The organism is Devosia nitrariae (assembly GCF_030160115.1).
In the GTDB taxonomy this organism is placed as follows: Bacteria; Pseudomonadota; Alphaproteobacteria; order Rhizobiales; family Devosiaceae; genus Devosia; species Devosia nitrariae.
The window spans coordinates 229,703-254,071 of record NZ_BSNS01000002.1 but is presented as its reverse complement, the minus strand read 5'-3'; the positions used below and the strand labels follow the sequence as shown (position 1 = coordinate 254,071).

The window sequence follows — 24,369 nt, the reverse complement described above, 5'->3', positions numbered from 1 at the left end:
CATGTCCGCCCCCAACATTCTCATGATCATGACGGATCAGCAGCGGCGCGACACGCTGGGCGCCTATGGCTGTTCCTGGATACCGACCCCGAACCTGGACCGATTGGCGGCAGCGGGCGCGGCGTTCGAAAACTGCACTGTCGACAATCCGGTTTGCACGCCCTCGCGCGCCAGTATCTTTACGGGCAAGCCCGTTTCCGATCATGCCGTGCTCAGCGTCTACGACAACCTCTCTCCCGAAGAGACCTTGTTCACGGGTCGCCTGCGGCGCGAGGCAGGCTATCACACGGCGCTCTTTGGCAAGCTTCATGTCAGCAGCCGCGTGGAAGAGCAGGACCGACGGCATCCCGGCGACGGCTTCGACATCTATGAGTGGTGTCTTGAGCCGTCGGTCGCCATGGACAGCCCGTTCAACGGCTATACGAAATGGCTTTCGGCAACTGCGCCGGAGTTCCGTGAGGCGCTCGCGCGCAACGGCCGGCGTGAACTTCACCACGGCGAAGATGTGCACATGAGCAAGTGGGCCGCCGACAGGACCATCGATTTTCTTGGGGCCGCGAAAGCCGACGGGCGGCCCTTCTTCTGCCTGATGAGCCTGTTTGACCCGCACGACCCCTACCAGGATCATCCGACGAGCTTTGCCGAGCGTATCGACCCCGCAAGCATCCCGGCGCCCATACCGCCTCGCACCGATCACCCTGAATGTGTGCGCCGCGAGCAGGAGCACTCGTCTCTGGGACGCGTCGCGGATTTTGCACCCGAAGAGATCACCGCCATTCGTCGCGGTTACGCGGCTTCGATCGCGTTTCTCGATTATCAGATCGGCCGCGTCCTCGCAGCCCTAGACGAGGCTGGCCTCGCCGAGGATACGCTGGTCGTCTTTATGTCGGACCACGGCGACCAACTCGGCGACCACGCGCTTTTTTCCAAGGGTGTCGCGCTTTACGAGCCTACCGTAGGCGTGCCGCTCCTGTTGCGGTGGCCTGGCCGCATTGCTGCCGGCAGCCGATGCACCGGTCTCGCACAGGGGCGCGACGTCGCCGCGACCTGCCTTGCGGCGGCGGGTCTCGACAACGGATCTTGCCCGTCGAGCGAAGATCTCGTCGCCATGTCGGCGAGGGGGACCGCGAGACGGAGCGCCGCTGTCTGCGCCTACCGCAATTCGGGGGTCAGTGACACGGGGACGCTCTGGGACCCACCGATGCGAGCGACCATGGCGCGCAACGAGCGCTACAAAGTGACCCTCTATTCAAGTGAGGGACGCATGGAGCGGGAGATGTTCGACCTTGCCGCCGATCCGCAGGAGACGCGGAACATCTCCGGTGATCCTGCCTGTGCGTCGACCGAGGCAGCTTTGCTCGCGCAGATATCAGCCTTCCTCGATTCCGAGGCCGCTCAGGCACCGCCGCGCGTCACCAGATCGCTGCCTGATGCATCCCAGCGGGTGAAGAACAGCATCAGATAGCATCGCAATTGAGGGAAGCAGGAAGCATGAGCGTGGAACGCCGCCCCAACATCGTTTTCATCCTCACCGACCAGCAGCGGTTCGACACGATCCGGGCATTGGGCTTTAAGCATATGGACACCCCGAACCTCGACCGTTTGGTCCGGCGGGGGACGAGCTTTACCAGGATGTATGTCAGCTCTCCGTCCTGTGCGCCCTCGCGAGCGTCGCTCTTTACCGGAACCTATCCGCACACCAACGGCGTCATGCGCAACGGCGAGCCCTGGCCCTGGTCCTGGGTGACGCTCCTCAACAAGGCGGGCTACCGGTGCGTGAACGTCGGCAAGATGCACACCAACCCCGTCGAAGGCGCGTTCGGCTTTCACGAGCGCCATGTCGTCGAAAACAAGGACCGGGCGCATCCGAATGTCGCCTTCTATCTCGATCAGTGGGACAAGGCGCTCTGGGCCCGCGGGGTCGAGAAGCCCAGTCGGGTGACCTATCGCCGTCGCGAAGACTACGGCGAGCGGCTCGGCGCCTTCATCTGGGAACTCGACGAGAGCCTCCATGCCGACGTCTTCGTCGCGGACCTGGCCTGCCTCTGGCTCGAGCGCTATCCCGGAAAGGAGCCGTTCTTCCTGCAAATAGGGCTGCCCGGGCCGCACCCACCCTACGACCCGACCCCGGAATACCTAGCGAAATATGCCGATCGGCCATTACCCGAGCCCATCCGGGACTACGACCTCGAAAGTCAGCCGGCACCCTTGCGCGCCCTGCGGCGACAGCACCTCTCCGACGACCACGATGCCATCGTGCACCTCGCCGAACCGTCACCACAGCAGATGCACCGCCAGCGAACGCACTACTATGCCAACGTCTCGATGATCGATACGCAAGTCGGCAAGGTCCTCGATGCGCTCGAAACGCGCGGGGTGCTGGACGACACCATCATCGTCTTCACCTCCGATCACGGCGACTGCCTCAACGATCACGGCCATTCGCAGAAATGGACGATGTACGAGCAGAGCGTCCGTGTTCCCGCCATCGTCGCTGTGCCAGGGATCGAGAACGACCTGCGCGTCGATGACCTGGTCTCGCTGATGGACCTCGGACCAACGGTGCTCGAGCTGGCAGGTGTCGACGTTCCGTCATGGATGGAGGCGAAATCGCTGCGCCCGTATCTCAACGGCGAGGACGCGTCGATCCGCGAGAGCGTGTTCTCTGAGCACGCCAACGACAAGATCCTCGAGGGGACGCAGTTCATGACGATGGTGCGCAAGGGGGACTGGAAGCTGGTCCATTTCGTCGACATTGATGAGGGCCAGCTCTTTGACCTTGAGGCGGATCCGCGTGAGGTGACGAACCGCTGGGACGACCCCGACTGCGCGGCGGTGAAGCAATCGCTCCTGTTGGATATGCTCAACTGGCGCATTCAGAGTGACCGGATCACGCAGGGGTTCAGGCGGCATCTGGCGTCTGTGGGGCAGGCGTGAGTGCTCCTTCCTTGTTGGAGTTGGCTGCGGCTAGCCAACGGTGTCAGCTATACGACCCGCTTCTAGGCAATCCATATATTTCCTCATTTTAGCGCGTTTGCTCAGCATTTACTGTATTCGTCGATCCGCCCAGTCTATTGAGCGTTGGACAGAGATGGTGCCCCCGAAACTGCGAGGGCCTTTTGAGGCAAAGTGCAGCTTGAATCTGATTTGCCTGTGCTTCCTGGGAAGAGTGACCCAAAGTCCAGCTAAAGCCCAGCGGCTGTCGTTTCGCAAGTTTAACGCCCAACGGCCTTTGAGGCGCGAAGCGCCCTCACTTGCGCGGTTGTCAAAGTTTGGAATGTATTCGTCGCCAGAAGCGGTCCAAGTGTAGAGTCGCAGCTGCGCCCTGCCAGGCGAGACAACCTCGATCTCGCGCAGTTCGGTCGCGGAGATGGCGCCATCCATGCTGATGCGGAACGCTACTCGGGCATGACGAGTACTGTCCCTTCCGTCCTGCGGTTGCGGCGACACAAGCATCTCTACCGCAGGTTCGGCCACTCTACGGGCAGACCAAAAGTTGAAGATGCCTAGCCCTAGCGAGCCAAGAGCGATGAAAGCGCTGGCGGCGCTGAACCAATCCCGCGGTTCCAAGGGCTGTATCTCATTCTAAGCCGCAATACGTCGCCGACGGTCACTGTTCATTGGCGGCTCTGCAAGCGAGCACCCGTAAGTATCCACACCTCATTCCCTGCATGTTTCGCCCTTGAGCCGCGGCAGCTTAGCATGTGCCATCTTTAGCAGAACTGCGCGCCTCATAGATTGGCAGCATCATCATTCCCGAGGGTGGGTGATGGCGCCAGGTGGTCACGCTGTTCGGCTGAGGAATAGTGTTGCATCGTTTTTTCGTCATAGCGCCTCTGGAAACGCGAGCTCTTCATTGATGGTCTGCTGCGTCAAATGTGCGTTCCGCAGAGCGCGTGTCTCATGGTATTCCTGAGCCTCGATATCGCGGAAAAACGCGGCAGCAGGTGCAAGGCGCTTCACGGTCGCCTCCACCTCCTCGATAGAGACACGGAAGAACTCTTTGCGCATGTTGGTCGCGTTGACACGCTGCGCCGCAAACTCGGTGTGTAGTGCGCGCTCTAGCGCAGGCGCGTCCTCGCTGTAGATCATTGCGTGTGTGTCGAAGAGGAATGGAACGCTTGCATCGCCAAGCTCGCGAATGCGATCAGCGGGATCAAGACGTCGGGTAAGCCCGATTTTCACGAGGTCGGGGCCGAATGAGCCGATGTTCGAGATGACGTAGACGTAGCCGGTCCTAGTCATCTCAGCCATGGCGCGTGCTCGCTCGACTTTTGCATGCGCTTCTGCCAGGTCGCGCTCGAGAATAGCGATCTGCTGCGAGTATGCCTCTAGCTTGGGACCAACCACACTCGCGGCCTCGGCTTTAGCCTTCTGCAGCATTCGCTCGTAGCGCGCCTCCTCCTCCTCTGCTCGCTCCATCTCGCGGATAAGCTTTTGTTCTTCGCGGGCGGCGCGCGCTTCGTCGGCTCGCTCTTCCCGTTCCTGTTTTGCCTTCTCGCGATACTCGTGCGTCAACCGGAGTTCATCGAGCTTCAATTGGAAATATGTCTGGGTAATCTCGACCTGACTAGAGGCATTGTGCTTGTCGATCTGATTGCGCGCGTTCTCGATGCGCTTCTCCATCGCATTGGCATTGTTCCACCGAGTGTTTGCGATGGCGGCATCGCACTCGCTGTTGAAAGCGCGCAGGGTGAGCCTGACATTGCGTTCGGTCATCGTTCTACCCCTGGCTGCACTCCCGTCGACCGTCCATTGAGTTCGGCAGACGACCGCGGCTTTGTTCGACACCATCGCTTTCTGCCGGTCTCGGACGCGGACGATGGCCTCCTTGAAATCTTCGCTCGTGTCGAAATCGAAGTGGGGCTCGTATACGCCCATCTCCGCAAACGCTAACCGCTCGTCGAATACCGCAACCTCCTTCGCCAAACGGTCGAAGATTGCCTTCTTCTCCCGATAGGACAACCGTACCTGCCCGAGTTCGCTGTTGAGCCTTGCGATATCAATGCCGAGAGAGGTCACAAGCGCCTTTGACTCGCTTTCTCGCTTCTCCGCCTCCGATGTGGCGACTTCAACGATCCGAGCGGCCTCGGTATCGGCATCGATGATCGAGGAAAACCGCTGCTCTAGAGCAGATCGTTTCGCCCGTTCTGCCGCAACAATCCGTTTCCAGCGCCAGTGTTCCCGTACCATTGCCGCAATCAATAGAATGAACGCTGAGACAACGCACGCTGCACTACCGACTAATATGACCTGATCTGAAGTCATTAGTTCCTGCCCCAAATTTTTGGCAGGATACTGTGTGCAGCGCTCGGACTGAAGTAGTTTTCTATCTCCTGCAGGGCGTATCTTCTTCGGTGTGGTCAAATGCTGCTGGATCGAAATTGCAGCTCGATACGGTTTGCTGCTTTCTGTGCGAAAATGGTCGGACGTGCATCTCCGGCCCCCCTCATCTTGTCTCAAATTGTACGGGACACGTGAGCCAATGCACTGCGTTCTGGAAGTGCGGGGCATTCAGATGAGGCCCAGAAATGAAGCATCTAGATTTAGTCGCGGTAGTAGCTTTTACCGCAAGCACAGCCATCCCGGTCGCAGCGCAGGAAACGGCATCCCAGCCTATCGTTACTGGTGGTGACACCACAATTGTATACGTCTTCCCGACTTCGCCGCAGGCGTTTGTTCCTGTCATCGGTCTGCCGTCGTTCCTGGTAATGCCGGGTGCCGATGCCCCTAAAGTGGCAACGCAGGTGATCTACACGACGCCGGGTCCGGTTGCATCGACGGACCTGGTGGGAAGCGTCGATCTGGACTGCAGCAACTTCAACGGCTCCGTCACAATTTCCGGTCCTGATGCGTTCGATCTCGACAAGGACGGTGACGGCATCGGTTGTGAGCAGGAAGACCGGTGAAATCTGCGTGTCGATAACCTCGCCTCGCTTATGGACCTTGGACCGACGGTGCTCGAGGTTGCAGGGGTGGAGGTTCTATCCTGGATGGAGGCGACATCTTTGTGCCCGTACGGGCTGCTCGCACCAACCGAGAGGCGAATGCGCCGAAGCGGCATGATGCCGCTACGGCATAGCAACCTCCTGCGGATCACACCATTCATCTGGAAAGATGAGGTTTTTATGCGCAGACTAATCCTGTTGTCGTTCTTCGCCGCCCCCAGCCTACTCGCCGGTAGCATGCCGATTGCGGCTGCAGGCCACCTTGCACTATCCCAGCCGATGAGCGCATCAGCGATCAATAAAGCGGATTTGGGCGCCCGGTTCGCTGTACCTCAACGGCCCTATATCATTACGCCGGAGGCGCCGACTTCCGAAGGCGCTGTTTCACCGGATAGTGCAGCGGCACCCGATCCCGCTATCGCACGACTACAGGTACTACTGGACCAACTGGGCGCGTCGCCAGGCGTTATCGATGGCTTTGATGGGGAGAATATGCGCAAGGCAGTCATGGGCGTTCAGGCCATGGCGGACTGTCCGTCACCGGCATCATAGATGATTCCTTGCTGGCCCGCGTGGAGGCCGGCCAACCGGCAATCGGCGACTATGTGATAGCGGCTACCGATTTTGACGATGTAACCGGTCCGACGCCTGACGACTATGCAGAGAAGGCGCAGCTGGATTTTCTCGGCTATGGCAGCGTTGAAGAGGCGCTGGCCGAGCGCTTCCATATGGACATCGACCTTCTCATTGCTCTCAATCCGAACGCTGCTTTCGAGCCTGGGGAAACCATTTCGGTGGCCCTTACAGGTCCCGATCTGACAGGCGTGGTCCAGCGGATTGAGGCAGACAAGGCGCTTCGGCAAGTGCGGGCCTATGATGGTCAAGGAAACCTTGTAGCCACCTATCCGGCAACTATCGGCAGTGAGGGCACTCCCTCGCCAAGCGGTAGCTATGTGGTGGAGGCGGTCGCCCCGATGCCCAACTACACCTACAATCCCGACATCAATTTCCAACAGGGCGATAACACCGAGGTCCTGACCATTCCACCTGGGCCGAATGGACCAGTCGGGAGTATGTGGATCGCCCTTTCGAAGCCCACCTACGGTATTCACGGCACGCCAGAACCATCCCAAATCGACAAGACCAGTTCCTATGGCTGCGTTCGCCTCACGAACTGGGATGCCCAAGAACTCGGGAGCATGGTGGCGAAAGGTGCCACTGTAGACTTCCTTTGACCTTCTCAAAGAGCCCTACGAGCCCTTTGCCGCATTAACGGTGCATCAACCAGCGGATCGACGGCGTTGTTATCGTTTCCGTCGACCCAGTTGCTCGAAGGGATGGCTGGTCGACACCGTCATCCAAACCAGACCAATTCAACGACCCGCCGTGTGCCATCCTACCTGCCATGGACTCGCTGGAAAGTCGTGGAAAACGCCGGAACGGCGCGAAATGAGACGTGCAGGGATGAACATGCCAAGGCCTAGCGCCTCGACCTGCTAATTCTTTGATTTGGCAACAAGAAAAAGTGGTGCCCGGGGGCGGAATTGAACCACCGACACGCGGATTTTCAATCCGCTGCTCTACCAACTGAGCTACCCGGGCTTGCCTGCCGGAGCGGCGCCCGGCGGTTGGATGGGCGGTTTATAGGGGATGGGATTCCCCTGTGCAAGCGGCAAACGGCGGATTTTCAACGGGGTTGTCATCGCCGGACGGGACACCGATAGTCGGGGCAAAACAAAGAGCTTTTGGTGCGGGAGGCAGGACGATGCTGGACGATCTCAAGGGTAAGCGCGCGCTGGTGACGGGATCGTCGACCGGGATCGGCGCGGCCGTGGCCAAGGCGCTGGGTGCGCTCGGCGCGCATGTGGCCGTGCACGGCAATGCCAATGCCGATGCGGCGCGGTCCGTCGCCGACGAGGTGCGGGCCGCCGGCGGCAAGGCAGCGGTGGTTCTGGGTGATGTCAGCCACTCGATCGAGACGGCGCGCATCGTCGACGAGGCGGTCGCCGCACTCGGCGGTCTCGACATTCTCATCAACAATGCCGGCGCCATTCTCGAGCGGGTGACCAACGCCGGCTTTAGCGACGAGATCTACGACAAGGTTTACGACCTCAATGTGCGCTCAGTGCTCTCAACGACCAAGGCCGCCTATCCCTACCTCAAGGCCAGCGGTCACGGCGCCATCGTCAATACCGGGTCGATTGCCGGGCGCTTCGGCGGCTTTGCCGGTTCGAGCGTCTATGCCTCGGCCAAGGCCGCGGTGCATTCCATTTCCCGCAACGCGGCGCGCGAGTTTGCCCCGGACAATATCCGCGTCAACACGGTGGCCCCCGGCTTCATCGTCACGCCCTTCCATGACACGACACCCGAATCGGTGCGCGAGACGGCGCGCGGACAGATCCCGCTCGGCCGGCTCGGCACCGCCGAGGAGTGTGTGGGCGCCTACATCTTCCTCGTGTCGCCGTCGATGAGCGGCTACATCACCGGCCAGATCATCGACGTCAACGGCGGCCAGCTGATGCCGTAGCGCTAAATATTGTCGTCCTCGGGGTCGCGCGAGTGCGTTGGCACCTCGTCGTCCTCGTCCGGTTCCGGATCGGCGCTCGCCGGAATGACATAGCTGCCCGACAGCCACCGGTTGAGGTCGACGTCGGCGCAGCGCTTCGAGCAGAACGGCCGGTACTTCTCGACCGAGGGTTTGCCGCAGATTGGACACGGCTTCGTCGCTTTGGCGGGTTCGGCCATGGGAGATGCCTGGGGTCTGGGTGATCGGGCTAAACGCCGGTCAGCGCCGTCTGGTTCAGCCAGTTGAAATAGACCGGATAGCCTTCGCCGGTCAGGAGCGCCGCGGTCTCATGGAGCGGCAGCCCGACGACTGCGGAATAGGAGCCGACGAGCTTGACGACGAAGGCGCCGGCAATGCCCTGGATGGCATAGCCGCCCGCCTTGTCGCGCCACTCGGCGCTGGCGAGGTATGCTTCCATTTCCTTGGCTGAGAGGCGCTTGAAACGGATGCGGGTCTCGACGAGCCGCTGCCGCTTCTGCCCCGACGGGGTAATGAGGGTGATGCCCGTGTAGACACGGTGGGCCCGGCCTGAGAGCAGGGAAAGGCAATCGGACGCCTCCTCCATTGTCTCGGCCTTGGGCAGGACCCTCCGGCCGACGGCAACGACGGTATCGGCGGCAAGCACCAGCGCGTTGGCGCTCATACCTGCCTGACGCGCCTTGTGCTGCGCGGTCAATGCCTTGAGGTCGGCCAGGCGCTGGGCGAGCCGGCGCGGCAGTTCCCCCTTTTCGGGGGCTTCGTCGACATGGGCAGGGACCAGGTGCTCGGGCTCGATGCCGATCTGGTTGAGGAGCGCCAGGCGCCGCGGCGAGGCGGAGGCCAGAATCAGGTCCGGGCGGCTGGCCATCGGGTGCGGCGTCCGGTTACTTGAAGCGGTAGGTGATGCGGCCCTTAGTCAGGTCGTAGGGCGTCATCTCGCACAGGACCTTGTCGCCGGCAAGCACGCGGATGCGATTCTTGCGCATGCGCCCGGCGGTGTGGGCAATGATCTCGTGGTCGTTCTCGAGCTTGACGCGGAAAGTCGCGTTGGGCAGCAATTCCAAGACCACGCCCGGGAATTCGAGCACTTCTTCTTTCGCCATCGTATCTCCTGAAAAGACCCGCGGCACGCGATATTTCGCTGCGCCCGGGCCGAATTGGCGCGCAACCTATAGGAATTCAGGTGGTTTGTGAACCACTCGAAACAAGCGTTTCAAGCCGGGCGCGGACGCGCTGGCGCAGATCATCCCGAAGGGCGCGGTATGCGTTCAATATGGTGTCGCGATTGCCGTGGACAAGGGTGGGATCGGCCACCGGCCAATGCTCTATGGCACCGATCTCGAGGCCCTTGCGCTCGACCGCCTCGCGCGCATCGTCCGAAAGGGTGACGACGAGGTCGAAGCGGGTGGCGATGAGTTCGTCCATGGTATGGGGCGTGTGCACCGACATGTCGATGCCGATCTCCTCCATCACGTCGTGCACGAAGCTGTCGGCCTTGCCGCCGGCAACGCCGACCGAGCGCGAGATGAGGCGCCCGGGAAAGGTCTGGCGGGCGAGGGCAGCAGCGATAGGCGAGCGCACCGAATTCATCGAACAGACGAAGAGAACGGTGGGCAGAGCGCTGGCGCGCTCGTCGATCCGGCTGGCATAGGGCTGTACCGCGCAGATGAGGGTGAAGAGCCTGCGGGCGGTGTTGAGGTCGATGTGGAGCTTGTTGACGAGGCGCGTGCGCAACAGCTCGGCCGCCTCGTTGTGGATGCCGCGCCGGGCCATGTCGACGGTTTCGATCTGGTAGGGCTGGGCGGCACGGATCGCCTCGTAGTAGCTCTCGCGGATGCGGAAATAGTCTCGGATCAGCCGCCGGAACGGGGTGAGCGAGAGGTAGTGTGCGGCGATCGGCTGGAAGGTGTTGGGGTCACGCACATCGAGCACGATCGAATTGCCAACGATCGAGACGTGCAGTGCGTAGGGACCGGTGGAGGTGACCCGCGCCGGGGCGAAGCGGTTGGTTTCTAAGAGGTCGTAGATAGCGATACGCCACTCATGCACCTCGTCGGGGTTTATCGAAGTGATGGTGTTGGGGTCGAGCGTGACGGTGACGATCTTGTCCGTCTTCTTAAACGCGTATCCCCCCACGGCCTGCAAGGCCTCTACCGGTTGAGCCTGATGGAGATCGACCGCCCGTGCCCGTCGAGCTCCTCGACCTCCGATAAGGTAATGGCCGCCTGCGACAGCGCCGCGAGCGAGGCAGGGTCGCAGCCGAGGATAGAGGTGCGCTTGACGAAGTCGAGGACGCCGAGGCCCGAGGCGAAGCGGGCCGAGCGCGCCGTGGGCAGCACGTGGTTGGAGCCGCCCACATAGTCGCCGATGGCCTCGGGCGTGTGGTGGCCGAGAAAGATCGCGCCGGCATTGCGGATCATCGCCAGCACCTGCTGCGGATCGTCGAGCGCTAGCTCGATGTGTTCGGAGGCGATGTGGTTGGCAAGCACGACAGCCTCGTCGAGCGAGGCGACGGTGATGATCGCGCTGAACTCCTCCCACCCCTCGCGGGCGAGGTCTTGCTTGGGCAGCAGGGCAAGCTGGCGCTCGACCTCGGCGGCGACAACCTCGGCGAGGCCTTTTTCGGTGGTGACGAGTATGGCTCGCGCGCCGGCCCCATGCTCGGTCTGGGCGATGAGGTCGGCGGCGACCCAGGCCGGATTGGCCGAGCCATCGGCGATGACGAGGACTTCCGACGGCCCGGCGATCATGTCGATCCCCACCGTCCCGAACACCTGCCGCTTGGCGGCCGCCACATAGGCATTGCCGGGACCGACGACCTTGTCGACCTTGGCGACGGTCTGTGTTCCATAGGCGAGGGCGGCGACGGCCTGCGCGCCGCCGATGCGGTAGATTTCGCTGACGCCCGCGATTTTTGCCGCCGCAAGGATGGCGGCAGCGTATTGCCCGTTGGGAGTTGGCACCGCCATGGCGATGCGTTCCACCCCGGCAACCTTTGCCGGCACCGCGTTCATCAGCACCGACGAGGGGTAGGAGGCGAGGCCTCCGGGTACATAGATGCCGACTGCCTCGATGGGTGTCCAGCGGGTGCCCAGCGTCACGCCCAGCGCATCCTGGTAGACGTGGTCGACAGGCTTCTGCTTTTCATGGTGGGCCTTGATCCGCTCGTGCGCAGTCTCGAGGGCAGCCATCACCTCAGGCGAGACGCGCGCGGCGGCCGCGTCGATTTCATCCTGGCTGAAGGCTAGGGAACTCGCGGTGACGCCAGCCTTGTCGAACTTGTTGGTGAGTTCCACCACCGCCTCGTCGCCGCGCGCGCGAACGTCCGCGATAATACCGGCAACGACGTCGCCGACCTCGACGGAAGCCTCGCGTTTGCTCTCCAGCAAGGCCGTGAATGCAGTTTCGAAATCGGCCTGCCGGCTGTCGAGGCGCAAGGGCATGGAAGAGGGCGTGTCCTTTAAAGCGGGATGCGAAACGTGGGAACCGGTTTTCCGCGAACGTCCCGCGACATTAAACGTTTGAACGCGCGATTTGAGTCCATCGCGCTCTAATCGAGGGCGTGTTGCGGTTTGAGCTTGGCGGCCCACGCGGCGCCGAGATCGGCAAGGCGCGCCTCGAGGCATTCGACGGAAAGTCTGACCGAGGCGCCGCCGGCAAAGCTCAGCTCCACGATGCCGGCGGGGCCGTCGGTGGGGATGAAGGTGATGGCAAGAAGATCGAGGACGCCGTCATGGGCGTTGGTATCGAACCCGGCACTCCTGACCGCCTGAACCCCGTCGAAGTGCAGCGCCGCTCGCTTGCGCGTGCCTTTGGCGCGGGGCTTGTCGCTCTCCCAGTCGAAGCGGTTCATGAGCACCGCAAAGCGGCGGTCACGGCGTGCAAAGCCCATGTCGCCAACGCGCACGACCGCGTCCTGCACATGGGTGGAGATCACTTCGAGATCCTCGGGATCGAGCGCGATCAGCTTGAGATCGGTCATCGGTTCGGCAAACCTTCGGCCAGTTGATTTGGTGCTTATCTGGTCGCTGACTGTTTCGTCTACAAGGTTCGCCTGGGACCCGCAATGCTTGGCCGTGTCCGGCTTGCAGGCGGAACGCCTGGCAGGCAAGGCCGTTGGAAGCCATGGCGGGAATTGTCCCGCAACGGGAGCGGGACCGGCCTTGGCGGACGATATCGACATCCTGCGCGCAAATGAACCCGGACGCGGGCGCGATGCCGAGCGCCCGCGGCAGATTCCGCCAACCGGCTGGAAGGACGTCGCCTGGCGGGTGTTCAACCGCATCCTCGAGAACCGGGTGATGCTGACCGCTGCCGGCGTCACCTATTTCACGCTTCTGGCCATAGCGCCCTCGCTGACTTGCTTCGTTGTCCTCTACGGCCTCTTCAATAGTCCGGTCATGGTGGTCGACCAGCTGGACCTTCTGGCCGGCATCCTGCCCTCCGGCGGCCTCGAGGTTCTGCGCGACCAGCTGGTCCGGCTCACCAGCGAGGACAACAGGACGTTGAGCCTGACCCTCGTCGTCTCTCTGGCAATTGCCGTCTGGAGCGCAGGCGCCGGATTCCGCGCCCTCTTCGAGGCGATGAACGTCGCCTACAACGAATCTGAGAAGCGACACTTCCTGATGGTCAACCTGCTGGCGCTGGTCTTCACCATCGCCGGGACGATCGCCGCGATGGTCGCAATCGCCACTGTCATCGTCATTCCGACGCTGCTCAGTTTCCTGCCTATCGAAGGGCGGTTCGACTGGCTGGTGCGCGTCTCCAGCTATGCTGTCATGCTCGCCATTCTGATCGTGGGGGTTGCGGCGCTCTACCGTCTCGGCCCCAGCCGTGAAGACGCCAAATGGCGCTGGATCGCACCGGGCAACGTGTTCGCCGTCATCGGCGTAGTCCTGACCTCGCTGATCTTTTCCTGGTACGCCAGCAACTTCAGCGACTACAACGCCACCTACGGCTCGCTCGGCGCGCTGGTCGGCTTTCTCACCTGGATCTGGCTTTCGGTGACCGTCGTCATCATCGGGGCCGTGCTCAATGCCGAGGTCGAGCACCAGACGGCGCGCGATACCACGACCGGCGAAGAACAGCCGCTGGGCCATCGCGGCGCCTATGTGGCCGATACCGTAGGGAGGGCTTGGCCGAAGGCGAAGGCACGGACCCGGAACGCGCATGCGCCTTCCCTCGGCGGTCTGGTGCTGCTGGTGCCCCTGGCGCTTCTCGTTGCGACTTTGAGCCAGTCGCGGCGCAGGTGATCCCGCCGTCAGTAGAGCGGCATGCGCTCCGATTCTAGTCAGAGCGAGCAAGGCTCTGGCACCGCGGCGGCCCATAAACCCGGTGTCGGTGGGGTTGGGGCTGCCCTACGAGCCAGTCCACCCGAGCGCCACGCAAGCCACCCTCCCCTAAGGGGCTCAAAGGGGCAGTGCACATCGACCTTGCAAATGACTGACCAGTCAGTTATATACAAAGTCAGCCATCGTTGCGACTGATCGGACGGGAACGCAAATGCCGGAAAAATCGCCCAAATTCCGCCGTCGGGCCGAAGCCCGGCCAGACGAGGTGCTCGATGCGGCGCTCGAACTCTTTCTGGAACGCGGCTTTGCCGCGACCAAGGTCGACGACGTCGCCAAGCGCGCCGGCGTCTCCAAAGGACTCGTCTATCTCTATTTCCCGTCCAAGGAAGCGCTGATCGAGGCCATTGTGCTGCGCGCGGTTACCCCAATCGCCGAAAGAGCCATCGGCGAGATCACTCACTTCCAGGGAAACCCGCGCATCGCGATCTCGACAGTGATGCGCTTCCTCGTCTCGCGCCTTTCGGACCCGCAGGTGATGAACGTGCCGAGGCTCATCTTCCGCGAGGTGGCGCAATTCCCCCATATTGCGCAGATGTACCGGCGCGACGTGCTCGATAAGATGATCCCGGTGCTGCGCGCGCGTCTCCAGCGCGGCATGGAAGAGGGGTATCTGCGCCCGCACGACCCCGATCTGACGCTGCGCACCGTTGTCGGCCCCCTGATCCTGCACGTGCTGCTCTCGGAAATCTTCGGCATTGAGCCGGAGGGGGGGCTCGCCCTCGACCGGCTGGTCGAGAACCACCTGTCCATCCTCTTCGATGGCCTCAGCGTCAGGGGGGAGCGGTCATGAACGAGATCCTTGCGGCCATCATGGCGGCTATCACCTTTGTCTTGCCGGGCCTTGCCAACGAGCCGGCCGACGGGTTCTCCGGCTACCTCGAGGCCGACTACGTCTATGCCGCAGCAACCACCTCAGGCACCATCTCTTCGCTGCCTGTCGACGAGGGCCAGCAGATTACCAAGGGCGATGTCCTCTTTACCCTTTCGAGCGGCCAGCAGCAGGCTGTGGTCGATGCCGCACGGGCGCGGGTCGCCGCCGCCCAGGCAACGCTCGCCAACCTGATGACCGGCAGCCGCAACGAAGAGATCGAGGTGATCCGTGCGAGCCTCGATAAGGCGCGAAGCGACCTCGCCCTCGCCCGCTCGACTCTTGCGCGCAGCGAGCGGCTCTACGAAGCGGGTACCATCTCGCTGGTGCGCCTCGAGCAGGACCGCGCGGCCGCTGCCGCCGCCGAGGCGCAGGTGATGCAGCTGGAGGCTGAGATGCAGGTGGCCGAGCTTCCGGCCCGCTCTGCCCAGCAGGTCGCCGCCGAGGCCGAACTCGCCGCGGCGCGCGCGGACGCGGCAAGAGCCGAGCTCGACCTCGACGACCGGGTGGTGCGCTCAACCGCCGCCGGCGTCGTCGACAAGGTCTATTTCGCAACGGGCGAGATCGCCGCGGCCGGCACGCCCGTTATCTCGATCCTGCCCGAGAGCTCGCTGAAGGCACGTTTCTTCGTCGGCCAGGACGAGCGCGCGGCGCTCTCGCGTGGCGAAACCGTCGCCATATCCTGCGACGGATGCCCGACCGGCATCACCGGCAATATCACCTACCTTGCCGCCGAGCCGCAGACGACGCCGCCGGTCATCTATTCGCGCGAGGAGCGCAGCCGCATGGTGTTCATGGCCGAGGCGGTCGTTGCCGACCCGGTCAACCTGCTGCCTGGCCAGCCGGTGACCGTCAGGCTCCTGCCATGAGCACGACCATGGGCAATGGTGCCGAAGCTGTCATCGATGTCAGCGGCTTGACCAAGTCTTTCGGCGACAAGCGGGTTGTCGACCATTTCGACATCCGCGTCGAGAGGGGAGCCATCTACGGGTTCCTCGGCCCCAACGGCTCGGGCAAGACGACCACCATCCGCCTCATCTGCGGCCTGCTGACGCCCGACGAAGGCGAAGGCCGGGTCCTCGGCCTCGACGTACGGCGCGAGGCCAGCCGCATCAAGGAAGAGGTCGGCTATATGACGCAGAAGTTCTCGCTCTACGAGGACCTTTCCATCCGCGAGAACCTCGATTTCGTCGCCCGCATGTACCAGGTGAAGGACCGCAGGCGTCGGGTGGACGACGCGCTCGAGAACCTCGGGCTCGCCAACCGATCGCACCAGCTCGCCGGCACGCTTTCAGGCGGATGGAAGCAGCGCCTGGCGCTCGCCGCCTGCCTCATCCACGATCCCAAGCTTCTGATGCTCGACGAGCCGACGGCAGGCGTCGACCCCAAGGCCCGCCGCGACTTCTGGGACGAGATCCGGCGCCTCTCCAAAGAGGGTGTGACCGTCCTGGTCTCGACCCACTATATGGACGAGGCGATCCAGTGTGATTTCATCACCTACATCGCCTACGGCAAGAAGCTTATCGATGGGCCCTCGGCGCAGATTCCCGCGATGGTCGGCTTGACCACCTGGCGTGCGGAAGGTCCCGATCTCGCCGCGCTCGAGACGCGCCTCAAGACCTTGCCGGGCGTCGAGCAGGTGGCGCGGTTCGGTGCCTCACTCCACGTTTCGGGCACCGATGAGGCTGCGCTGGAAGAGACCGTGAAGACGCTCGATGCCGAGGGCACGCACCGCTGGACCCTGCAGGTTGCGGGTCTCGAGGAGGCCTTCATCTACCTGATGGCCGGCGCGCGCGACAACTTCGCCGGCGGTGCAGCGGGGGAGGGGTGATGGGGAGGGGGAAGGGTGATGGGGAGGGGGAAGGGACAATGGAGAGGGGGAGAGGCATGATGCGGAACTTCTCGCCCTCGCGGTTCCTCGCCGTCCTCGTCAAGGAGTTCATTCAGATGCGGCGCGACCGCATCACGTTCGCCATGATGATCGGCCTGCCGATCATACAGTTGCTCCTCTTCGGCTATGCCATCAACTCCGATCCTCGCCATCTGCCGACCCTCGTCGAGGTGAAGGACGACGGACCGCTGGTGCGTGCGACGCTGGCCGGCATGGCCACTTCGACCTATTTCGACTTCAGTGGCACCGTCCATGGCTCGGCCGAAGGGGAAACGGCGTTGCGGCGCGGCGACGCGAGTTTCGTCGTCGTCATTCCTGATGATTTCGAGCGCGACGTGGTGCGCGGTCTCAGCCCCGAGATCCTCATTGCCGCCGATGCCTCCGATCCCTCGGCCATCAGCGGCGCCGCGGCCGCCATGAACGGCATCGTCCAGGGCGCGATCGCCCAGACCCTGACCGGCCCGCTCGCCGCGCAGGCCGGCGGTGCGCCGCCGTTTTCCGTCATCATCCATCGCCAGTACAACCCCGAGGGACGCACCTCGACCAACATCGTGCCGGGACTGCTGGCCATTATCCTGTCGATGACCATGGTGATGATCACCGCTGTCGCCATCGTCAAGGAGACCGAGCGCGGCACCATGGAGATGCTGATCTCGACCCCGGTCAGGCCCTTCGAGGTGATGCTGGGCAAGATCCTGCCATACGTCCTGGTCGGCTATGTGCAGACCTTCGTTTTCGTCACCGCCGCCGCCATCCTCTTTGCCGTGCCGTTCGAAGGCGCGTACCTCGCCTTCTTCATCGGCTTCAACCTCTTCATCCTCGACAACCTGGCCCTTGGCTTCCTCATCTCGACGGCAGCGCGCAACCAGATGCAGGCCATGCAGCTGTCGTTCTTCACCATCCTGCCCTCGATCCTGCTGTCGGGCTTCATGTTCCCGTTCGCCGGCATGCCCGGCTGGGCCCAGGCGCTCGGCACTGCTGTGCCCGCAACTCATTTCATCCGCCTCGTGCGCAAGGTGATGCTGAAGGGTGCCGGGGTCGCGGACGTTACAGTCGAGTTCTGGGCGCTGACAATCATCCTTGTGGCGATCACGCTCATCGCCATGTTGCGGTATCGCCAGACGCTGGACTAGGCGGCCGTATTGCGCTTCCCTCGCCCGTTGAGGAACAAGAGCTCGATCACTCCGGCGCTGTCGTCGGTACCGAAACCGTCGGTCACTCGCCGGTGTATCAGGGTGCGCATCGGCTCGATGAAGATAGGATCGACACCCTCGTCTCGGGCAGCTTCGACCATCTGGTCCATGGCGGCGGCCTGCATGGCAAGATTCGAGCCGCCCTCGGCGCGGTAGTCGCCCCGGTCGATCTGCCGGGCAAGGTCGGGAAACAGGCTTGCCATGGATCCCGCCCAACGCACAGCGAGCGGCGTGAAAGCCTCTGCTGATCCGCCACTTGCGCGAATGAGGGCTGCGGCATGCAAATATCCCGAAAGGAGCCCGTCGAGAATGCCAAGGAGCGCGATGTCGTTGAGCGGGGCGAGACCCGCGTCGGGGCCAACGAAGAACGCGTCCCCAAAAAGTTCGAACGCTGCCTTGTGCCGCTCGAAGGCCGGCTCGCTGCCGCTATAGAAAATGAAGGATTGAGGCGTTCCGATCATCGGCGGCACCGCCATGATGCCACCGTCGACATAGGTAGCCTCCTGTGCCTCTACCCAGGTGGCAAGGGAACGCGCCTGCTTAGGCGTGCCGGTGGTCAAATTGGCGACGACGCGGCCCGAAAGTGCCTTCTCTGCGCCTGCCAGCACCGCCTCGACGCTCGCATAGTCGAGCAGGCAGACGACGACAAGCTCGCTCGCCGCGACCGCCTCACCAGGCGTCGCCGCGCCGCGCGCGCCGAGTGTCATGAGGGGCTGGACCCTGCTTTGTGTGCGGTTCCAGACGGTGACGGTATGGCCTGCCTTGATGAGGGCGCCGGCGAGGGCGGAGCCCATGGCGCCAAGGCCCAGGACGCTGATGGTGGTCATCTCGACTTTCCTTATTGGTGGGCTCAGGCCAGCGGCGCCGTGATCTTTTGGCCGAGGCCACCATCGATGGCGAGCTTGGCGCCGGTGGTGAAGGTGGCCTCGAACGCGAGGAACAGCACTGCGCGGGCAACTTCCTCGGCGGTGCCGTTACGGCCCATCGGCGTCGTCTGGTTGCCGATAGCCTCGAACTCGGCGCGCTCGGCGTCGGTCAACCCGGCAACCCCGTGCGTCGGCGTCCTGATGAAGCCGGGACTGATGGTGTTGACGCGGATGCCGCGGGGCAGGAGCTCGGCCGCAAAGCTCGAGGCCAGCGACACCAATGCCGCCTTGCTCGCACTATAGATTCCCATGCCCGGGTGCCCGCCCTCGTCGGCGACCGACGAGGTGACGACGATCGAACCACCGTCACGGATAAGCGGGGAGAGTTGCTGCATGGCAAAGAAAGCGCCGCGCGTATTGACGGAAAAATGCCGATCGTAGGTCTCTTCGGTGATCTCGGCGAGGGGAGCCAGCTCGGAAACGCCCACATTGACGAAGAGGAAGTCGAGGCTACGGAGCCGTGCCTCGGCGTATTTGGCCAGCGTCTCGACATCGGCGCGCGCCGCCACGTCCGAAACCATGGCCTCGCCATTGGGCGAGAGCGCACGGTTGGCGGCCGCCACATTGGCGGAATTGCGTCCTGCCACCAACACCCGGCCGCCGCCGTCGGCCAGCATTCTTGCCGTCGCCAGTCCCATGCCGTGCGTGCCGCCCACGATCACGGTGGTGGTCCCCGTATAGTCCTTTTGCATTGCACTTCTCCCTGGCCTGCCTGGAAGGAGAGATGTGTGCGTGGACGGTGCGGCTGTAGTGGGCTATTTAGGGATCATAAGTCCATATCTGTGGACGAAGGAATGTCGATGCTCAATCTCAACGACCTGGCGCTGTTCGTGCAGGTGATCGACCACCGCGGCTTCGCGGCTGCCGCTCGCGCGCTGGGCCAGCCCAAATCGACGCTAAGCAAGCGCGTCGCCGAGCTCGAAAAGAGTCTCGGGGCGCAGCTCATCCACCGCACGTCACGCCGCTTCATCGTCACCGACATGGGGCAGGATTTCTATCGCCATGCCTCGGCGATGCTGATCGAGGCCGAGGCTGCCGAGGAGGTCGTGCGCGGCCGGCAGGCCGAGCCGAGCGGACCGGTGCGTATGACCTGCTCGGTGCCGACGGCCCAGCTACAGCTCGCCGAAGCCTTGCCGGACCTCGCGCGCGCCTATCCGAAGCTCGAGATCCTCCTCGACGCGACCGACCGCTTCGTCGACCTGGTGCAGGAGGGGTACGACATCGCGATCCGTGCCCATTTTTCGCCGCTCCCCGATTCCGATCTCATCCAACGCAAGCTTGCAACCGACGAGATCGTGTTGGTGGCGTCTCCCGCCTATCTATCCGAACGCGGCAAGCCGCGCTCGCCGGCCGATCTTGCTGACCACGACGGCCTGTTGATGCACCAGCCGGGTGCCGCCTGGGAGCTGATCGCCGCCCATGGCGAGGTGGCCTCGGCGCGCCCGCGCCCGGTGTTCTATGCCAATGAGTCCGTGGTGCTGCTCTCGGCGACACGCCGGGGCCTCGGCATCGTGCCGCTGCCCTCGCGCTTCGCCAGGGGCTATATCGCCGACGGATCGCTCGAACGCGTGCTGCCCGGCTGGACTGCCGGCAGGGTGACGACCACGATCCTTACGCCTCACCGGCGCGGCCAGCTGCCCTCGGTCAAGGCGGTGATCACCTTTCTCGTCGAGCGGCTTTCCGGGAATGAAGGCGGGTACGCCTAGCTGCGGGTGAGCTCGGACAGCACGAAGTCGGCTCGTTCCGCGACAGATACCTTCGGCAGGAACCGGATGTCGTAGCCGATCGAGGGGTAGACGGCAGTCAGCCGCTCGTACTCGGCAACGGCATCCGATAAACCATGCCGCCGTTCGTTGTCGGTCACGTAGATTTCCGGCCAGGGTGGCGTCAGGAACACCAGCCTGTTGTTCCGGTGCGACGACCTGAAGGCATCGAGCGCCGGTTCTCCGGTTAGATGCGCAAGACCGGCGGCCGCATCGATCAGACCCCTGTCGAAGAACACCCAGCCCGGCAGGTCTTCGGCCGCAGCGCGATCGGACAACGACAGGTCGATGAGCCGGCGGGCGAATGCCGTGGCATCGAGCCAGGGCAGGGCGGTACCGCCACGTTGCAGTTCCTCGGCGACGATGCGCCGCCCCGGTTCTTCGACGATCGCATGACCACGGCGGCCAAGCTCGTCGAGCAGGGTCGACTTGCCTCCGCCCGAGCATCCCGAAATCACCACAAATCGATCCATGACAGTGCCTCCTGGCTGATCGAGGTTCAGTATCGCGCCCATAGGGCCCAGCGCACGACGCCCCTTGGCATGTGCGATTTGCCCCGTTTGTGATCGGCCGCTTTTAGCTCTCGGTAGGATTTGCAGCCCATAGTTTTCACGAGAGGAGAGAAATTCCGGCATGCAGAATGCAGGCAGACGCATCGGTTTAGCGCGACATGGCGCAAACGTTCGATTTTGCCGCTGCGATGGCATGGTCTTCGTTACCGCCGGCATCACGATAGGGTGTGGATCGGTGAGGTCTGACCTGATGACCGGACGAGACCGATGACTGACCGGCAGGACGCATCTCACCCGCTGTCGACCGGAACCGCGCGCCTCGATCACTACATGCGCGATCCGGAGATCATGGCGGAAGCCGAGCGCCTGCTGTCCGGGCGCACGCGCGACGTCCGCCTCAAGGGCCGGCTCGCTGAGGCTTTTCGGGACCGTTCGTGGCGTCAAACCGCCAAGATCGTCCGCTCCTGGATGGTTTGGGTTGTCGTTCTGGACATCCTGACGCTTACTATCAACATGTTCCTGCTTCCAAGATCCGCTGCCTTGGCGATGCTGGCGCCGGGGGCCGTGATCGCGCCGGCAGCTCTCGCTGTCGCCCTTATCTGGCGCAAGCAGCGTTCCGACCTCATCCTCAGTTCGTCGCTGATGATCGGCATGTTCATCATCCTCCTCGCCGTTAGCCTGACCGGCATCGCTGCCGGTGGCGAATGGCACGAGCGCTACCTCAACGTGATGGTGTTCGTTGCCATCGCCGGGATCACCATCTTCAGCGTACCCCAGTGGCAAACGCTGAGCATCGCGGTCATGGCGCTCGGACTCTATCTCCTCTTCATGTTGCAGAACCCGCGGGTGGAGGTGCTGAGCACGCTCTCGGCATTCCTGTTCTTTGCCAGCGGCGTCAGCGCCACGGTCGTCGCCCGGCGAACCATGACGATCCTGGCTCACAAAGCTTTCCTCCTCGAACTACGCGACCGTCGGCGCCTCGCCGAACTCGAGGAAGCCAACGGGCAATTGGAGGAGCTTGCCAGAATCGATCCGCTGACGGGCGTGGCCAATCGCCGGTGGATGACGCAAATGCTCGACGCCCTTTGGAACACTTCCGAGCATCGGTCCGCCAGCGTCGCGATGCTCATGTGTGATATCGACGAATTCAAGCGGCTGAACGACCGTCGAGGGCATGCGGAAGGAGACCGTTGTCTTGTCGAGGTCGCCCGCATCATCGCCAGCCGCGTTAGACGGGCTGACTATGTGGCGCGATATGGCGGCGAAGAATTCCTCGTGGTCCTGCCCGAGGCAACGGAAAGGGGGGCGCTGGAGGTGGCCGAGCGCATTCGCAAGAATGTCGAAGCAGCCGCCATTCCCAACCCCGGCTCGCGGGTGGCTCCGGTCGTCACCATAAGCATCGGGGTTGCCGTCGAGCCCGATGACGCCGAGCGGATGACCTCCGAGCAGCTCCAGTCGCACGCCGACATGGCTTTGTACTTTGCCAAGCGTGCCGGCCGCAACCGCGCTGAGCTCTACAAACCCAAGCTGCTGGGCCTTGGCAAACGCGCGGCCCCGAACGTTGCTTGAGAGCGCACCATCTGTGAGTTGCGGTCCAGGGTGTGTCGGGAAGGTCAGGCCGAGGCGAAAATGGCCATTTGCGGACCGGCATCACCTGAATAATATCACACCCTAGCCCGCCAGGCGCTCGATCTCGGCGCCGCACCCGGAGAGCTTGGCCTCGAGCCGTTCGAAGCCGCGGTCGAGGTGGTAGATGCGATTGACGATCGTTTCCCCGCGCGCCGCAAGTCCGGCAATGACTAAGGACACCGAAGCCCTGAGGTCTGTTGCCATCACCTGAGCCCCCTTGAGCGTCGGCGTGCCGGTAACAGTCGCCACCTGCCCGTCGACGGAGATGTCGGCGCCGAACCGGTTGAGCTCAGCCACATGCATGTAGCGGTTCTCGAAGATCGTCTCGCGAATGTGGGAGACGCCGTTGGCCATGGTCATCAGCGCCATGAACTGGGCCTGCAGGTCCGTTGGGAATCCGGGGAAGGGATCGATCTCGACGTCGACCGCCATCAGGCCGTTGCCGTTGCGCTTGATGCGGATGCCGCCGTCTTCGGCCGCAACCGAGGCGCCCGCTTCGCTGAGAACGTTGAGCGCGGCCTGCAGGTGCTCGGGCCGCGCGTTCCGCAGGAAGACATCGCCCCCGGTCATGGCTGCCGCCATGGCGAAGGTGCCCGTCTCGATGCGGTCGGGGATGACTTCGACGGTGGCACCGCCGAGTTTTTCGACGCCTTCGATAGTCAGGGTTCGCGTACCGACGCCCGAGATCCTGGCGCCCATGGCGATCAGCGCCTCGGCGACGTTGTCGATCTCGGGTTCCATGGCCGCATTCTCGATAGTGGTGATGCCCCTGGCGAGCGTTGCGGCCATCATGATGGTATGGGTCGCCCCCACCGAGACCTTGGGAAGCGTGACGTGACCGCCGACGAGCCCGCCCTTGGGCGCGGTTGCGACCACATAGCCCCCGTCGATATCGATCTCGGCGCCGAGTTCCTTCAAGCCATAAAGGAAGAAGTCCACCGGACGCGTGCCGATGGCGCAGCCGCCCGGCAGCGATACGCGTGCATGGTGTTCGCGAGCAAGAAGCGGTCCGATGACCCAGAAGCTTGCCCTCATCTTGGAGACGAGCTCATAGGGAGCGGTGGTGTCGACGACGTCGGCGGCATGGAAGGTCATGCGCTGGCCGACGCCTTCGGCTTCGCCGCGCCGGCGCCCATGGACGGCAATATCGACGCCGTGATTCTCGAGGATGCGCTCCAGCTGCTTGACGTCGGCAAGGCGTGGAACATTGGTCAGGACCAGCGGCTCGTCGGTCAGCAGCGAGGCGATCATCAGCGGCAGCGCTGCGTTCTTGGCGCCCGAGATGGCGATCTCGCCGTTGAGTTCGTTGCCGCCGACCAAACGAATGCGATCCATGTCGAAAAATCCTGGGAATATGGCCTGGTGGCCGAAGAGCGGCCCGCCCGCCGCAAAGGAAAAACTCTGGTAGCCGACTCAAACTCGGCCCGCAACCAAAGGACGCGTGAACTTGGCCGTTCGATGTGTCGAGATTCGGGCTGTCGCCGCCTCGGTATCAGCACATCGCAAATTGGTTTAGGTTTTCTTTCCGCTCGGCTCCGGCGGCCGGCCGGCAGGCGCTTCGCCCTCGGCGCCGGCCCGTGCCCGCGCCTGTCCTTTGCGGCGCTTGAGGTTCTCGCGCAGCTTTGCGGCGAGGCGCTGTTCTCGGGCGATGGTCTCGGGCGATTTCGCCATGGATCGGCAGGAGCGGCGGGTTGCGGTCGGTTCGCCTCTCTTAGGCGCTTTTAGGCCTTGCGTCGAGCCGGA

23 protein-coding genes, 1 tRNA gene and 1 pseudogene are annotated in these 24,369 nt (G+C 63.2%); 12 read left to right on the top strand and 13 right to left on the bottom strand.

Annotated elements, in window-relative coordinates; all coding sequences use genetic code 11:
- Nucleotide 1: 1 nt before the first annotated feature.
- Together QQK18_RS01865 and QQK18_RS01860 are read left to right on the top strand one after the other, a co-directional pair.
- A complete protein-coding gene (locus QQK18_RS01865) occupies nucleotides 2-1,465 on the top strand; it encodes a sulfatase family protein (RefSeq protein ID WP_284338572.1) in 1,464 nt (487 codons plus the stop codon).
- Nucleotides 1,466-1,491: 26 nt separating this feature from the next.
- A complete protein-coding gene (locus tag QQK18_RS01860; RefSeq protein WP_284338571.1) occupies nucleotides 1,492-2,937 on the top strand; it encodes a sulfatase family protein in 1,446 nt (481 codons plus the stop codon).
- A gap of 888 nt (nucleotides 2,938-3,825) precedes the next feature.
- Here the strand turns inward: QQK18_RS01860 and QQK18_RS01855 are convergent.
- A complete protein-coding gene (locus tag QQK18_RS01855; RefSeq protein WP_284338570.1) occupies nucleotides 3,826-5,268 on the bottom strand; it encodes an SNIPE associated domain-containing protein in 1,443 nt (480 codons plus the stop codon).
- Nucleotides 5,269-5,531: 263 nt separating this feature from the next.
- Here QQK18_RS01855 and QQK18_RS01850 point away from each other — a divergent pair, with 263 nt between their 5' ends.
- Together QQK18_RS01850 and QQK18_RS01840 are read left to right on the top strand one after the other, a co-directional pair.
- A complete protein-coding gene (locus tag QQK18_RS01850; protein WP_284338569.1) occupies nucleotides 5,532-5,909 on the top strand; it encodes a hypothetical protein in 378 nt (125 codons plus the stop codon).
- Nucleotides 5,910-6,185: 276 nt separating this feature from the next.
- Nucleotides 6,186-7,183 (top strand): annotated as a pseudogene (locus tag QQK18_RS01840) (L,D-transpeptidase family protein).
- A gap of 291 nt (nucleotides 7,184-7,474) precedes the next feature.
- Here QQK18_RS01840 and QQK18_RS01835 read toward each other — a convergent pair.
- Nucleotides 7,475-7,550, bottom strand: a tRNA-Phe gene (locus tag QQK18_RS01835).
- Between the two features lie 163 nt (nucleotides 7,551-7,713).
- On the opposite strand from QQK18_RS01835, the gene QQK18_RS01830 reads away from it, so the two are divergent.
- Entirely contained in the window at nucleotides 7,714-8,475 is a 762-nt protein-coding gene (locus tag QQK18_RS01830) for an SDR family NAD(P)-dependent oxidoreductase (protein ID WP_284338566.1), read from the top strand.
- 2 nt (nucleotides 8,476-8,477) lie between these two features.
- Here the strand turns inward: QQK18_RS01830 and yacG are convergent, their stop codons facing one another.
- From yacG to QQK18_RS01795, 6 genes are all read right to left on the bottom strand, one after another.
- Nucleotides 8,478-8,693 carry a DNA gyrase inhibitor YacG gene (gene yacG, locus QQK18_RS01825; protein WP_284338565.1) on the bottom strand — a complete coding sequence of 72 codons (216 nt, stop codon included), beginning with the start codon at nucleotides 8,691-8,693 and terminating at the stop codon, nucleotides 8,478-8,480.
- A 29-nt stretch (nucleotides 8,694-8,722) separates the two neighbouring features.
- Nucleotides 8,723-9,361 (bottom strand): Maf-like protein, encoded by a 639-nt coding sequence (locus QQK18_RS01820; protein ID WP_284338564.1) that lies wholly within the window; start codon nucleotides 9,359-9,361, stop codon nucleotides 8,723-8,725.
- 16 nt (nucleotides 9,362-9,377) lie between these two features.
- Nucleotides 9,378-9,596 carry a translation initiation factor IF-1 gene (infA, locus tag QQK18_RS01815; RefSeq protein WP_284338563.1) on the bottom strand — a complete coding sequence of 73 codons (219 nt, stop codon included), beginning with the start codon at nucleotides 9,594-9,596 and terminating at the stop codon, nucleotides 9,378-9,380.
- Between the two features lie 76 nt (nucleotides 9,597-9,672).
- On the bottom strand, nucleotides 9,673-10,629 hold the full coding sequence (locus QQK18_RS27365) for a UPF0262 family protein (RefSeq protein WP_348523204.1): 957 nt from the start codon (nucleotides 10,627-10,629) through the stop codon (nucleotides 9,673-9,675).
- Between the two features lie 14 nt (nucleotides 10,630-10,643).
- Complete coding sequence (gene hisD, locus QQK18_RS01800) at nucleotides 10,644-11,936, bottom strand: histidinol dehydrogenase (RefSeq protein ID WP_284338562.1); 1,293 nt, start codon at nucleotides 11,934-11,936, stop codon at nucleotides 10,644-10,646.
- A gap of 107 nt (nucleotides 11,937-12,043) precedes the next feature.
- On the bottom strand, nucleotides 12,044-12,475 hold the full coding sequence (locus QQK18_RS01795; RefSeq protein WP_284338561.1) for a DUF2948 family protein: 432 nt from the start codon (nucleotides 12,473-12,475) through the stop codon (nucleotides 12,044-12,046).
- A 181-nt stretch (nucleotides 12,476-12,656) separates the two neighbouring features.
- Between QQK18_RS01795 and QQK18_RS01790 the strand changes: the two genes are divergently transcribed.
- From QQK18_RS01790 to QQK18_RS01770, 5 genes are all read left to right on the top strand, one after another.
- Nucleotides 12,657-13,745 carry a YihY/virulence factor BrkB family protein gene (locus QQK18_RS01790; RefSeq protein WP_284338560.1) on the top strand — a complete coding sequence of 363 codons (1,089 nt, stop codon included), beginning with the start codon at nucleotides 12,657-12,659 and terminating at the stop codon, nucleotides 13,743-13,745.
- A 250-nt stretch (nucleotides 13,746-13,995) separates the two neighbouring features.
- On the top strand, nucleotides 13,996-14,634 hold the full coding sequence (locus tag QQK18_RS01785) for a TetR/AcrR family transcriptional regulator (RefSeq protein ID WP_284338559.1): 639 nt from the start codon (nucleotides 13,996-13,998) through the stop codon (nucleotides 14,632-14,634).
- Complete coding sequence (locus tag QQK18_RS01780) at nucleotides 14,631-15,581, top strand: HlyD family secretion protein (RefSeq protein WP_284338558.1); 951 nt, start codon at nucleotides 14,631-14,633, stop codon at nucleotides 15,579-15,581. The genes QQK18_RS01785 and QQK18_RS01780 overlap by 4 nt, the downstream gene beginning before the upstream one ends.
- Nucleotides 15,578-16,543, top strand: a complete 966-nt coding sequence (locus tag QQK18_RS01775) for an ABC transporter ATP-binding protein (RefSeq protein WP_284338557.1) — start codon at nucleotides 15,578-15,580, stop codon at nucleotides 16,541-16,543. Before QQK18_RS01780 ends, QQK18_RS01775 begins: the two co-directional genes overlap by 4 nt.
- A gap of 59 nt (nucleotides 16,544-16,602) precedes the next feature.
- Complete coding sequence (locus QQK18_RS01770) at nucleotides 16,603-17,736, top strand: ABC transporter permease (RefSeq protein ID WP_284338741.1); 1,134 nt, start codon at nucleotides 16,603-16,605, stop codon at nucleotides 17,734-17,736.
- Here QQK18_RS01770 and QQK18_RS01765 read toward each other — a convergent pair.
- Both QQK18_RS01765 and QQK18_RS01760 read right to left on the bottom strand, forming a co-directional pair.
- Nucleotides 17,733-18,623, bottom strand: coding sequence for an NAD(P)-dependent oxidoreductase (locus QQK18_RS01765; protein WP_284338556.1), 891 nt, complete (start codon nucleotides 18,621-18,623; stop codon nucleotides 17,733-17,735). The two genes, QQK18_RS01770 and QQK18_RS01765, sit on opposite strands and share 4 nt — an antisense overlap.
- A 23-nt stretch (nucleotides 18,624-18,646) precedes the next feature.
- Nucleotides 18,647-19,414 (bottom strand): SDR family oxidoreductase, encoded by a 768-nt coding sequence (locus QQK18_RS01760; protein WP_284338555.1) that lies wholly within the window; start codon nucleotides 19,412-19,414, stop codon nucleotides 18,647-18,649.
- A gap of 108 nt (nucleotides 19,415-19,522) precedes the next feature.
- Between QQK18_RS01760 and QQK18_RS01755 the strand changes: the two genes are divergently transcribed.
- The gene (locus QQK18_RS01755; RefSeq protein WP_284338740.1) at nucleotides 19,523-20,428 is read left to right on the top strand and encodes a LysR substrate-binding domain-containing protein; all 906 of its coding nucleotides are present in this window, start codon (nucleotides 19,523-19,525) and stop codon (nucleotides 20,426-20,428) included.
- On the opposite strand, the gene QQK18_RS01750 is transcribed toward QQK18_RS01755, so the two are convergent.
- On the bottom strand, nucleotides 20,425-20,958 hold the full coding sequence (locus QQK18_RS01750; protein ID WP_284338554.1) for an AAA family ATPase: 534 nt from the start codon (nucleotides 20,956-20,958) through the stop codon (nucleotides 20,425-20,427). The genes QQK18_RS01755 and QQK18_RS01750 overlap by 4 nt on opposite strands.
- 369 nt (nucleotides 20,959-21,327) lie before the next feature.
- Here QQK18_RS01750 and QQK18_RS01745 point away from each other — a divergent pair, with 369 nt between their 5' ends.
- Nucleotides 21,328-22,566 (top strand): GGDEF domain-containing protein, encoded by a 1,239-nt coding sequence (locus QQK18_RS01745; RefSeq protein ID WP_284338739.1) that lies wholly within the window; start codon nucleotides 21,328-21,330, stop codon nucleotides 22,564-22,566.
- 102 nt (nucleotides 22,567-22,668) lie between these two features.
- Here QQK18_RS01745 and murA read toward each other — a convergent pair whose 3' ends face one another.
- The gene (murA, locus tag QQK18_RS01740) at nucleotides 22,669-23,961 is read right to left on the bottom strand and encodes a UDP-N-acetylglucosamine 1-carboxyvinyltransferase (protein WP_284338553.1); all 1,293 of its coding nucleotides are present in this window, start codon (nucleotides 23,959-23,961) and stop codon (nucleotides 22,669-22,671) included.
- Nucleotides 23,962-24,138: 177 nt separating this feature from the next.
- Nucleotides 24,139-24,297, bottom strand: coding sequence for a hypothetical protein (locus tag QQK18_RS01735; RefSeq protein ID WP_284338552.1), 159 nt, complete (start codon nucleotides 24,295-24,297; stop codon nucleotides 24,139-24,141).
- Nucleotides 24,298-24,369 lie beyond the last annotated feature (72 nt).

Excerpts from the sequence above, each read along its gene's own strand:
- QQK18_RS01750 (WP_284338554.1), bottom strand. The coding sequence starts at position 20,958 with ATGGATCGATTTGTGGTGATTTCGGGATGCTCGGGCGGAGGCAAGTCG.
- QQK18_RS01850 (WP_284338569.1), top strand. The coding sequence starts at position 5,532 with ATGAAGCATCTAGATTTAGTCGCGGTAGTAGCTTTTACCGCAAGCACA.
- QQK18_RS01820 (WP_284338564.1), bottom strand. The coding sequence starts at position 9,361 with ATGGCCAGCCGCCCGGACCTGATTCTGGCCTCCGCCTCGCCGCGGCGC.
- QQK18_RS01855 (WP_284338570.1), bottom strand. The coding sequence starts at position 5,268 with ATGACTTCAGATCAGGTCATATTAGTCGGTAGTGCAGCGTGCGTTGTC.
- hisD (WP_284338562.1), bottom strand. The coding sequence starts at position 11,936 with ATGCCCTTGCGCCTCGACAGCCGGCAGGCCGATTTCGAAACTGCATTC.
- QQK18_RS01860 (WP_284338571.1), top strand. The coding sequence starts at position 1,492 with ATGAGCGTGGAACGCCGCCCCAACATCGTTTTCATCCTCACCGACCAG.
- murA (WP_284338553.1), bottom strand. The coding sequence starts at position 23,961 with ATGGATCGCATTCGTTTGGTCGGCGGCAACGAACTCAACGGCGAGATC.
- QQK18_RS01735 (WP_284338552.1), bottom strand. The coding sequence starts at position 24,297 with ATGGCGAAATCGCCCGAGACCATCGCCCGAGAACAGCGCCTCGCCGCA.
- QQK18_RS01775 (WP_284338557.1), top strand. The coding sequence starts at position 15,578 with ATGAGCACGACCATGGGCAATGGTGCCGAAGCTGTCATCGATGTCAGC.
- QQK18_RS01785 (WP_284338559.1), top strand. The coding sequence starts at position 13,996 with ATGCCGGAAAAATCGCCCAAATTCCGCCGTCGGGCCGAAGCCCGGCCA.
- QQK18_RS01830 (WP_284338566.1), top strand. The coding sequence starts at position 7,714 with ATGCTGGACGATCTCAAGGGTAAGCGCGCGCTGGTGACGGGATCGTCG.
- QQK18_RS01760 (WP_284338555.1), bottom strand. The coding sequence starts at position 19,414 with ATGCAAAAGGACTATACGGGGACCACCACCGTGATCGTGGGCGGCACG.
- infA (WP_284338563.1), bottom strand. The coding sequence starts at position 9,596 with ATGGCGAAAGAAGAAGTGCTCGAATTCCCGGGCGTGGTCTTGGAATTG.
- QQK18_RS01765 (WP_284338556.1), bottom strand. The coding sequence starts at position 18,623 with ATGACCACCATCAGCGTCCTGGGCCTTGGCGCCATGGGCTCCGCCCTC.
- QQK18_RS01755 (WP_284338740.1), top strand. The coding sequence starts at position 19,523 with ATGCTCAATCTCAACGACCTGGCGCTGTTCGTGCAGGTGATCGACCAC.
- QQK18_RS01795 (WP_284338561.1), bottom strand. The coding sequence starts at position 12,475 with ATGACCGATCTCAAGCTGATCGCGCTCGATCCCGAGGATCTCGAAGTG.
- QQK18_RS01745 (WP_284338739.1), top strand. The coding sequence starts at position 21,328 with ATGCGCGATCCGGAGATCATGGCGGAAGCCGAGCGCCTGCTGTCCGGG.
- QQK18_RS01865 (WP_284338572.1), top strand. The coding sequence starts at position 2 with ATGTCCGCCCCCAACATTCTCATGATCATGACGGATCAGCAGCGGCGC.
- yacG (WP_284338565.1), bottom strand. The coding sequence starts at position 8,693 with ATGGCCGAACCCGCCAAAGCGACGAAGCCGTGTCCAATCTGCGGCAAA.
- QQK18_RS01780 (WP_284338558.1), top strand. The coding sequence starts at position 14,631 with ATGAACGAGATCCTTGCGGCCATCATGGCGGCTATCACCTTTGTCTTG.
- QQK18_RS01770 (WP_284338741.1), top strand. The coding sequence starts at position 16,603 with ATGCGGAACTTCTCGCCCTCGCGGTTCCTCGCCGTCCTCGTCAAGGAG.